Origin of the sequence: Acinetobacter sp. Leaf130 (assembly GCF_001423205.1) — a bacterium.
GTDB classification, from domain to species: domain Bacteria; phylum Pseudomonadota; class Gammaproteobacteria; order Pseudomonadales; family Moraxellaceae; genus Acinetobacter; species Acinetobacter calcoaceticus.
The window spans coordinates 1311635-1324282 of the sequence record NZ_LMOE01000001.1; the positions used below are offsets into that span (position 1 = coordinate 1311635).

A 12648-nucleotide genomic window follows, 5' to 3' on the forward strand; every position below is an offset into this window, starting at 1 on the left:
AAACTTGCTTCACCAATGTGTTTAACAGCATCATGTATCTCTCTTGGTAACAATTGAAAGTTATTTGGTTTGGACTGAGCATTATGATGCCAAGTATAACCAGGAATCGTATCAGAACCAGCATTAATAGCAGCTAATTGTTGCGGAGTAAAATCCTCTTTACTTATTTTGCCAGTTTGTATTTGTTGTTTTAGATCATTAGTTGCCAGCTTCATTTCTTCTCTCCTTCTTTGAGCATTTGACAGACTTTCATACCCATCAGGTTTCTGAATCTTAGTTGTATATTTTGCGTAATCATCAAAAATTGGAAGTGTTCTATCATCATAGGCTGCATTTGCAAATCTAGTTTCTCCAGTACGAGGATCTTTATATTCAACTCTTACAGCTTTATTTCCATAAGTATCATATATAACCTCAATTCCTTTATCAGGATTAGAACTTACTCTTTGATATGGATCATTAACAACTGTCGTTGACTTTATATTCTCAGCACCATGTACCGCTTCTAGGTCCTTACGAGTTTGTACTGGGTCATATGGTTTAGTTAACTCACCTCTTGATCCAATTCCAGCTGTACTAACCTCAACATCCTTACCATCAATCTTAGTCGTTTTTGCAGTACCGCCTATCCCACCGACTACAATCCCTGCGGCTGCATTAATTAAATACTCTGCTCCCTGCTTACTATTACTTAATTCATTTGATAAGGACTCATAAGTATCTCGTTCAGCTTCAGGGACTTCACTCTCATATTGTGGGTTCGTTAATTTCTCTACAACATCTGTACTCGTCAAATGCGCCGATGCAGTAAAGGCATTTGCCAATACATCTATACCTTTTTCTTTGTAAGGTCCTACTAGCGTATCCACTCCTAAAGATTTTGCTGAATCAACAACCAGTCGTACAGGGCCTGAAACCATTAATCCAACCGCTAACTGGACAGTCTCAAGATCAACGCCTGTATCCTTACTAATCTCTTTAATGCTATTACCGATGAAATTAATCTCTTGTAATAAACTTGCTCCAATCGTTGATTTATTTTCAATCCCGACCTTATAGTCCTTAAAGGTAATTTCATCACTCACCGTCGATGACTGATTCTTATCAGCACCTAATATGTCATTAATAGTTAAACCTTGCTGTTTTAGGTTATCTATTTTGCTATTGAGATCATTTAAGTTTTCTAAAACTGTAATCATCCCTGCCGATTTTTCATCAAACAACTTATTAATTGTTTGTGGTTCTACACCTTGTTTGATCAGTCCTAAAACGACCTCACTGCCTAAGGTACCAGAATCTTTATATTGCGTTGGCATTGTATAGAGTTTTGCCTGAACATTATTTAATGTCTGTAAAACTTGCTTTTTATATTCACTCTCAGGCAATGCTTTAATAACGTTTTCAGCACTTTGACGGAAATTCTCTGGCAAATCTTTCTGCTGCTGAACAATTTCGGCCCGTCCACTTTCACTCAGTAAACGATGATCAACCGTGACACTACCATTTAACATTCCTGTAGTTTGGTCACGGGTAATCTCTTGAGTGCTATTAACATCACGATTGGTCAGTTCAGTTGTGTTTTTAACTGTACCTTGCCCCATCGTCGCTTTAGTCAGCTGCTCAGTTTCCTGCCCACTGCTTTGTAATCCAAGCGTGGTACTACCATTCGGATATTTAGATTTTTGACCATCTTTTTCTTGAGTAGTCTTACCAATCGTCGTAGAGACATTTAGTCCACGGCTACTGTTATAGTTATGGTCTTGAATATCTTTCAACTCAAGCGCACCGCTATAATTCAGCCCCTTATGATCGGTCAATGTACCATCGGCATTCTTGGTCGCATTGGCAATCACACCACCAATATTCGTAACCTGTTTAACTCCCATCGCATTCAGATCAGCTGTATTTTGGGCATTACCAATCAATAATTTACTGGTATTATTGACCCACGCGCTGTCGCTACTGCCCTTGCTTTGGTTATAACTGGCACTGATATTACTCGCCTTACCAGTCGAACCTACACCACCGCCAATACTGCCGCCTTTACTACTGTTACTACTTTTCGCCGTATCTTGTAAACTTTCTACATGGATTTGATTGACCTGTAAGTTTCCCCGATCAGCAATGGAAACTTCACCACCCTGAATATTGAGTTTATTCAACTGACCTTCTGTACGGTTTAATGCAACCTCACTGTTCAAATGAGTTAGGCTTTCACTTTGTGATTTGCTGGTTTGTTTGCCAATTGAAGCACTTCCACCACCACCATAGGTATAGCTCACACTCTGGCTATTGGTTTTACTACTGCTCTCTTGGGAACTATGTTCTGTACCTGCTGTTACATTTAAGTCTTTAGTTCCATTGAAGGTTGTTATGCCCGTAGCTGTTAAACGACTGCCTTGAATATTTGCATTTTGGCCTTCAGATTTCAGCGTCAGATTATTCAGCTCTAAATTACTTCCTTGCCAGTGCCCTTGAGTCTGGTTGCTATTGGTTGTGGTTTCTATGCGTTCACCATTCGCACCAATGGTAAAACCATAAGTCGCGGAACTGGCAGCTGCCGCGGCGGCTGAAGCACCCACTGCAATTTGCGCGCTGGCTAAGTTTGCTGTAGCCATCGCAACATTCGCTTTGCTGTCATCTAATGCTTCTTTGGTGAGTTTACCTGCTGCATAATCACGCTGTGCCTGACTATAAGCATCTTTGGCGTCTTTCAAAGCCGAAGCTGCATCTTTCACCGCAACCACAGCAAGGGCAGCATCTAAATAGGCATTACGTACACCAACCTCTACACTCGTTTTTTCATTTTTTGTTTTTTCTTCTGTGGTGGTTTTATTTTCATAGCCCCCAATATTGAGCTCTCCTCGACCATGGTCTATCGTGGTATCGCCTGTTGCCTTGATATTCTGTCCTAGAATATCGACGCCGTTAGCACCATTAATACTCAAGTTATCTGTATTAATGCTACCCGCCTTACGAGTCGTTTCAGTCACCGTTAAAGTATTTTTATCTTTTTCAGAAACAAAACCGCCTAAACGAATACTATCTTTATTCAGCTTAGCACCTAGACCTTCAATAGTTTCAGTACTATGGCTACGGCTATCAATATTTTGTTCTTCCGCAGCATTTAACGTCACTTTCTGACCTGATAATGCAACATTTTTCGCTATCAGATCTGCGCTAGTTAATGTCGTTTGCCCAGATGAACCAACAGCAATATTTGCTGCATTTAGACTCGTACCTGTTTGACGAATCTGTTCTGTTCTTTGACTATTTGATTCACCCACTGTCAGTTTTTTCTGCAAATTTAAACCTGGGGCAGCAGCTTCCAAACCTGGCATACCGATAGCAAGGCTTTTCACCAACTCTTTAGCAATACCTCGGTATCCTTTTTGTTGCTCATCCCACTGTTGGTCATGAGTTTCTAAGGTAGATAAAGTCACATTTTCAGGCATAACTGAACCATCAGCTGCTTTCAATGTTCCATCTGCCTGACGTTGCATCAGCGTATTACCGACATAAATACTTTGCCCAGCTTGTACATCATTGGCTTGTAGCTCAATATTCTTAGCAGCATTAATATCAACAGTATTGCCTGCTTTTAAAGTCGTTTGGGCAACTTCTTGATCGATATAACCAGACTGACGATTATTATAAGTAGCTGCATTCTTTTTCGAAGAAGTCGCACTTGAGCTCTTCTCATCAACTGCTGAAAGCAGATTGACATGACCTTGCTCTGCATGAATCTGAATATTATTTCCAGCATTAGCCTGTACATGAGTGGCGGTAATGTTGCCTTGCTGGCTATTGATAATAATATTCTGACCAGCATTGAGCTGATTTGCCTGTGAAACTGTTTCATGAGCATTATAGGTAGAAGATTTTTTACCTCCAAATGATCCTTTCCACTCAGCCTTACTGTCTACAGAACTTTGACTTAGGCCGTTATCCAGCTGAATATCTTTTTGTGCGAGTAATTCAATATTACCAGCCTGACTGGAAAGCTGGATTGCTTTACCATTAATATTTTGCCCTTGAACAATGAGCGAACCAGCACTCGTAACCTGACTACCGACATCTTGAGTTTTCTGGCTAGTCGCATGATTTTGTGCATCACGGTAAGTTGTAAGTTTATAACCCGTTTGTACTGTGCCAATGTCAACATTACCTACCGTATTGATCACCGCTGCGCCATTGCTGTTATTGAGTTCAGCAGCTTTAAGAACGGTATTTCCAGCAACATCGACAACCAGAGTTGCTTTATTTGGCTGAATCTTATTACCATTACCTACATAAAGCCCAGCAACACGATCCACTCCTGTTGTACTTGAACCAAAACCACCTACCTGAGTTGTCGATGTTCTTGTCGTAGTCTCAATTTTAAGATTACCACCGACTTTAACAGCCATTGCATCTTTGGCACTGATTTGACCACCAATATTATTGAGGTCTTTTTTCGTAGTGATATCAACGGTATTGCCCTGAATACGGCCCATCAGGTTATTAATATTATTGGCAGTAATCTGAACAGCTTCTCGTCCAGCAATGGTTGAACCATTCAATAAGTCGCCGTTTAACTTAAAGTTAACACTATTACCCGTAAGTAAAGAACCGTCTCCTTTTAAGTCTCCTACACGAGCTTTTACATAAACTTGTGGGACAAGCGCTTTTGTTTTCGTTCCATCTTGTAGAGTCACGTCTTTTTCAACTAACCAGACAATATCACTGGTCAATTGCGCAATTTGTGCAGCACTTAAAGCAATACCCGGACGTAAACCATATTGTTTGGCAAAAGTCACCCCGTTATTCATTAAGGCTTTATATTGTTCCTCATCGGAAGCATAACCTTCCAAGAAACGATAGCCAGTTAAATTAGCTATCTGGTCTTGCACCATACGCTGTTCATAAAAACCGTCACCTAGACGTTTTTGTTGTAATGCAGGGTCAAGTCCTAAAGCATTCAGCATATAGTCTGAAGACAACCATTGGTTGTAATTGGTAAAGTTCGGGTCAGTCTCAATGATATAGCCCGCTTTACTATCTGCTCCTGTTCTATACAAGGCATTATTCGCAACTTTAATATTGTTGTTATTAATAGTACGAATTTCGAGTTGCTCCCCCGTACCAGCTTGATCTGGCGCAGTGGCCTGATCCGAAGTCAATGCCCCTGAAACTTGAGAAGCTTTTTGACCTTGTAATTGGTCCAGAACAGAGATTTGAGTACTATTGTCTTTCAGTTGAGCATTAGCCGAGTTCTGGTTTAGCCCTGAAGTTTGAATATCTGTTTTTACCGAAGTCTGACCTGCTGCTTGTAAGTCGTTATTTTGTGCGGTACCCGCTTGCTCAACAACAGTTGTATTACCTGTAGCCGTTAAATTATTGACCTGAGTTGTTTTTGTCTGTGCATTAGCGATTGGGCCACTAGCACTCTTAGAAACAGCCGTAATATCTTGATTCGTTTGATTCAGTTGATAATGATCAGCGACCTGGCCTACCGGCACATCAATTGTTGTTTCAGTTGAAACTTCAAAAGGCCCTTCCCAATCACCCTCATGTTCCCAATGTTTAAATACTGTTCCCTGATCTACAACCTTTCTGGTCCCGTTTATACCATTAACTGAAACAATGGTGCCTCCCAAATTTATAAGCTCGCCTCCAGCTAAAATTTGGCTCTTATCATTAAATACCTGTGCACCGCTTAAATCCAAATTACCGCCAGCTTTAATTTGCCCAGGAGCAGACTCAATCATTTTAGTTTCATAGGTAATTTCACTGTAGGTGTATTTCATCCAGTCTTCAAACCAGTTGCCATCATCATACTGACCGTCAAAGGTACACCAAGCATTACAGAATTTTTCTAGGCCATCTATACGTGATACTTCAACATTATCATCGGTTATGAAATGCTTATTAATATTATTAATCTGTGCGGCAGATAAACGCATATTGCCTAAAGATTCAATGGTCGCGCTTTCATTGTTAACTACACTGGCTTGACCAGTCGCTTTACGGTTCTCATCTAAAGCGCCGCCTAAATATAAATTTGCAGCACTGAATATAAGCGCCTGACTCGAATAATCTTGCGTATTCGCCAGATTATTTAACACCCCCACACCGAGGTTCATATCACCTCGTGAAGCAATAACAGGAGCCTTACCTTGAGCATCTGGCAAGTTATTTAAAGTGTTAGCGCTAATGGCAAGATCTGTACCATAAATACGACCTGTACCTTTGTTATTTATAGTATTTGCTTTTAGTGTGGTGTAATCACCATTGATCAGCCCAGTGTTATTAATCTGATCTTGTGCTTCAATTTGGGTATCGTGACTTTCAATCTGAGCATTGTTATTGTTGGTTATATTGGCTGCATTTAGTTTTAAAATATTGCCTGCATTGATTTTTCCATCGTTGATAATATCCGAAGCAGTACTTAAACTAAGATTTTTATTGGCCTGTAATTGACCTTCTTGAGTCTGCTTGAAGCTTTCTTTTAGCGTAATATTTGCATCACCCAAACTTGCAATCTGACCATCACCGCTAAGAGATTGAGCAGTAATATTTAAATTTTCGCCTGATAGCAACTTGCCTTTTTGGTTATTAATAACAAGCTGATCACCTTGTAAATTAAGCTGTTTAACGGCGCTGATTTCACCAGATTGGTTATTCAACTGTCCGTTAACATTAAGTACAGCATTTTGGTTACTACGAATTGCACCAGACTTGTTATTCAAAGTCTGGGTGCTCAAGTTTAGATTTCCCGCATCAATACCTTGAACCGATGTGCTGTCAGTAATAGTTAATGTATTTTGGTTATCTAACTGCTGAGCTACAAGGTCTAGCTGCCCAGCCGCCATGATATGGCTATCTGGATCTGTCGCAACCAATTTACCTTGGTTATTGATCTGCTCAATGGTCAGCTGCATATCACCCATCGACAAAATCTGACCAGATTGGTTATTTAGCAGTTGGTTTTGACCTGTCCCTTGTAATTTCAGGTTTTGGGTTGCAAGCAATGTTCCTTTGTTATTAATAACCTGATTCGCACTTAAATCTAAATTTTGCCCACTTGCAATGTAACCTTGCGTATTATCGAGAGCACTAAGATTTTTTAAAGTGAGATTACCTTGGCTAAGTAATCCCCCTTGTGTACCGCTATTGGTATTCAACAGATTCTGCCCATTGGTATCAAGCACAAGTGATGTTTTTGCCTGCACAAGACCCTGATCATTATTAAATAGACCAGATAAAATCGAAACCTGATCTGAGCTGATCGTACCTTGTTGATTAGTGAATGCCTGTTGTTGACTATCTATATTTATCGCTTTTAACGATGTAATTTTGCCTAATTGGTTATTTACACCACCCGCTTTAAGATCAATTACGCCAGTCGACTGTAATGATCCGGATTGATTATTTAAAAGAGAAGAACCTGCATTAATATTTAATGCACCATTCACACTTCCAATTTTACCTTTGGTGTTATTTAAACCATTGCTGTTAAGCATAAGATCTTGTCCAGCCGCTAAAACACCTGTTTCATTATTCAAGAGGCCTGTGCTTTGTAAAGTAGCACCACCTTGTGCATTGATCTGTCCTGATAATGAGTTATCAATGGATGCAGCTATCACGGACATATCTTGTCCAGATTGAATAATACCACCTTGGTTTTGTAATGCTTGCGTACCTGCTTGAACAGTTAAATTACCCTGAGTTGCCAGCTTCCCTTGATTGTTAATCAAACCTTGACTATAGATATTGAGGTTTTGATCAGCAACAATTGAACCTTGGGTATTATTAATAGTTTGTTGGCTGTTTAAATTAATTTTACCCTGAGCACCAAAGTGTCCAGCTGTATTATCTACAGATAAGGCTTTTGCTGTTAAATCAGTTTTTGCCTGTAATACGCCAGACTGGTTGGTGAGAGCTTGATCCCCACTATCAATAGCTAATCCGCCTTGAATACTACCAATCTGCCCGTGATTATTATTTAAACCTTTACTGCTCAAAGCTACATTTTGGTTTGCAACCAAAGTACCTGCTTGGTTATTGATAAGCCCAGCACTAATGATATTTAGTGCATCTTGTGCACTAATTTGTCCTTGCTGACTGTTATCTAAAGAATTTACTTGTAGGTTCAAACCAGCACCACTTAGTAACTGGCCTGCTTGACTATTATCTAATGCCCCATTAATCACCAGATCTAAAGCTGAACCACTACCTGACTGAATCGTTCCAGCTTGATTAGTTAAATTCTGACTTGTAATTGTAGTGTGAGCATTCGATGCAATTTTTCCGGCTTTATTGCTGATGTCACCCGTGCTTGTAATTGTATTATCGCTGAGCGCAAGAATAGTGCCTGAATCATTATTCAAACCACCACTTGTGATTTTCAGACTTGTTCCTGCTTGAAGTGAGCCCGAAGTATTTAATAATTTTTCTTTTTTTGCATCAAGGGTTAATGAACCCTCAACACTACCAATTTGTCCACCCGTATTATCCAAGCCCTGACTTTGGATAGAAACGTTCTGATTAGCGGCCATTACCCCAGCTTGGTTATTAATCGCTTGTTGCGATAAAACAGTTAAGGTATCTGTTGCATTAATTTGGCCTTTATTACTGTTATTTATCGAGCCTGCTGTAATTTTTGTAGTGTTGCCCGTCAGTTTACCTGACTGACTGTTATCTAATGCACCATCGATATTTAAAGTAAGATCAGCATTTGTCTCAATTGAACCTCCTTGGTTATTCAGACTTTGCCCCGTAATGTCTATCGCATCGCCACTTTGAATTTGCCCTTTAAGGTTATTTAATTTCTGAACTTTTAAGGCCAAATGTTTTTGAGCAGAGATAAGACCAGTCTGATTATCTAAATTTTGAGCGCTTAAAGTCAGATCTTGAGCGGCAAGTATCTTGCCTGCTTGATTACTCAAATCGCCTAAACCAGCATCTAATGAGACATCACCTTGAACACTACCAATCTGTCCTGAATTATTGGTCAAACCTTGACTGTGTGTAGTCACATCTTGTTTAGCAATGATTTGTCCAGATGTATTATTAACATCTTTACGACTACTTAAAGTAAGTGAGCTTTGGCTATTCATGAGACCAGATTTGTTATTAATCTGGTCAGCACTTACAGTTAAATCTTTTTCAGCTTGTAGAGTTCCAGAAGTATTATTAACTACACCAGATCCTGCATTAATCGCTACGATGCCTTGGCTGCTTCCAACTTGACCACTGCTATTGTCTAGGCCATTAGAAGTAATGCTGACATCTTGATTCGCTACAATTTTACCAGACTGGTTATTGATTATTCCCAAGCTGGTCAGAGTTAATGCATTTTGTGCAGAAATGAGTCCACTTAAACTATTATTAATAGAACCAGCTTGAATAATACCATTCTGACCTGCGTAAATTTTGCCTGATTGACTATTATTGAGTAGGCCTATCACATCAAGTTGTACATCATAACTAAGAGCAGAACTTAACTGACCACCCTGATTATTAAGAGTAGTCGTTTTTAGTTGTAAACCCGATTGGCTCTGAATAAAACCTAATTGGTTATTAATTTGATCTTTAATCGCTAAGGTGAGCGGTTTTAATGTTCCGCGCTGAACCATTTGACCTTTTTGATGACTCAAACTATCCGCAGAGATATTGATCTGATTCGCCGAAGTAGTTGCACCATCTAATACAACTTGTCCAGCATCAACAAGCAATTGCCCATTCGTTAAAATCTGACCTTGGCTGCCCTGTAATTGACTTGCGTTTATATTGAATTGCTGTGTACCAGCATGGATTAATTTACCTGCTTCATTATTTAGAGCAGACGTGTTCAGGCTAATTGAAGATGCATTACTGCTAATTTCACCTGCTTTGTTATTTAAGCCATTTACAAAATTTAAGGTAAATTCATTGTTCCCAATATGCTGAATTTTACCTTGACCGTTATCAAGTTGTTTGGCGTTCAGCACTATATTTTGAGCACTCAATTGTCCTTGTTGATTATTAATGAGGTTCTGGCTAACCAGGTTGAGTTGATCTTTGGCTACTACGCTTCCAGCCTGTGTAGAAATGTTGCCAGTTACACTGCTTAGCTCAATATTTTGTGCCTGCAATTGTCCTTTCGCCGCATCAATATTGCTTTGCGCTTGTACTTTTAAATTACCGCCAGCTAAGGTTTGTCCATGTAAACCGATTTGATTAGAGCTAATCGAAACATCACCAGCATTAGCTAATTTGCCTTCACGATCTAGGCCCGCTGCAATCAATCCACCTACACTATGTTCTAAAGTTGAACTGATAATCTGGACATTTTTTCCAGCCGCCAAAATACCAGCATTCTGAGTATTTTGTCCTGTAATCGTTAAATCTTGATCTGCATAAACACTACCAGTGTTTTTAAGTTGATCATGCTGTAACTTTATTGATTTAGCTTGAATCTGACCTTGAGTATTATCAAACTGCTGAGCAATACTGTTTAAATTTTGCTGAGCTGCGATAGATCCCTGATTGTTATTAACCGTCACATGTTTCTGATTAATTTGATCTGCAACAATTTGTCCAGCAGTATTATTAAGAGATTGGCTATTCAGATTTAAATTGGTTTTAGCCTGAATGAGTCCCTCAGTATTATCAATTGCTTTGTTTGCTTTAATATTTACAGCTTGGTTTTCTGAATACACAACACCTGACTGGTTCTTCAAATCACTTGCAGCAACATTGACAGTTGCTCCACTTGCAATTTGTCCATCAACATTATTCAACTCACCAGTTACAGCTAAATCAAGCTGTCCAATCGACTGGATTTTTCCGCCTTTATTGTTGGCAGACTGACTTTGAATATTGAGACTGCTATTAGAAGCAAGCTGGCCTTGTTGGTTAGTAAAACTTGCAGTTTGGATATTGGCACTTTTAACAGTAAGCTGACCTTGGTTATTATTAAAGCTATTTCCTTTAATATTGATAGCACCTAAATTAAGTTGGCCGCCTTGGTTATCTAAACCATTTTGGCTGTCTAAATCTACACCACCATTGGCAACAATTGCACCTTGATCATTATTTAGTACATCTGCCACATGGATAAAACCAGTATCGTAAGTTTTTGGAGTTGTATCTACTGGAGTTACAACACCTAAACTTCCACCATCTTTAGATGGATCTGTTGGGACCGTCGGAATACTTCCACCTGTAGATCCCCCCGTACCGCCACCAGTATTACTCTTAGCAATTCCAATTTTACCGCCAAGATTTGTCATTGAGCCTGATTTTAAATCAAGCCCTTCCAAACCAGTCTGTTCGATAGAACCGCTATTTTTTAATTTTGTAGAGTTAATCGCTATTCGGGCAGCATTTAACGTACCACTATTGGTAATAGTATTCTGATTTTGAAGATGTAACTCATCAGCACTACTAATTAGACCAGAGTTATTTAGATTTTGACTCTCAACTGAAATTTGTGAAGTTGCGCTACTGATATTACCTGTATTCTGAATGTTTTGAGCTTTAAGTTGCACCTGATCTTTATTTGCAATCAAATTACCACTATTGACCAGATCACCTTTTGCATTCAAGGTAAGGGTGCTTTGAGTACTGTTAATCGAGCCAGCATTACGAACACCTAACCCTTGCTCTGTTCCCACCAAAAAGATTTTACCAGCATACATTCCACCAAGCTGGCCCACATCTAAGGCAAAGTTCGGCTGAAGCGATGTTGTAGCCCCTGTAGTTGCGGTAATTTGAGGAATAACTTGGTCTTTGACTTGAATATCATTTTGCCCAAGTACCGTGTTGAGTTCGTTGGCATATAGCCCGGCGTTGACTTTTAAGGCACGCGCATAAATATCTGTATAAGGTGTTAAGCTCCCATTTAAACCTTTACCTTCAATCGTGACCTGACCTTCACGAACACGAAACGATTCAAGATAACCTTGATTCATTACCGCTTGACCAGTGGTTAAAGTAAAACGGTCTGCGTTAATCACACCACAGCCATCACAAATTAGACCTGAAGGGTTTGCAATTACGACTTGAGCCTGTTTTCCGGCAACTTCGATATAACCTTTAAGCTGACTTGGGTTACTGCTATTTACCTCATTCAAAATAACTTTGGCTTCACCTTTTGCAAGCCATGGGTTACCTTGTACCCAACCACCCAATTGGGTTTGAGTATTATTACGCGAGTTATTTAAAATTGCACCTTCTTGCCCAACATCAAACTGCGTATAGGTATTCCGCGAAACACCACCCGCACTTGGTGTCTGAATATTGACCTGAGTTGTTCCATTGGCACTATTTAAAATAGTTGGCTGCTGTGATGTCGGAGCACCTTTGTCTGCAATGATTTGAGTTCCAGCAACACTACTCATTGGCAAGCTGATTACCAATGCCCCTAAACAACCAATAACTGCAAAGTTAAGTGGATTTAATTTCTTATAATGAATAGGTGGAACAGAAGACGTCACCGAACCTGTTTCCATTGTTCCCTGACTTTGCCCTGCTTGCTTAGTTTTACTTTTTACAATCTCGGCAACAGCAATAAACATACCGCGAGCATGACTAAAAATAATACGATAACGGTTCTTATTCATTTTAAAATCTCACTAAATCTTTTTTTAATACAGTTGATTGCTTTCTAGACCTTTAAAC

1 pseudogene is annotated in these 12648 nt (G+C 39.5%); it reads right to left on the bottom strand.

The features are described from left to right. Positions 1 to 14: 14 nt before the first annotated feature. Positions 15 to 12590: pseudogene (locus ASF86_RS05720) on the bottom strand (hemagglutinin repeat-containing protein); the annotation flags it as partial. Positions 12591 to 12648 lie beyond the last annotated feature (58 nt).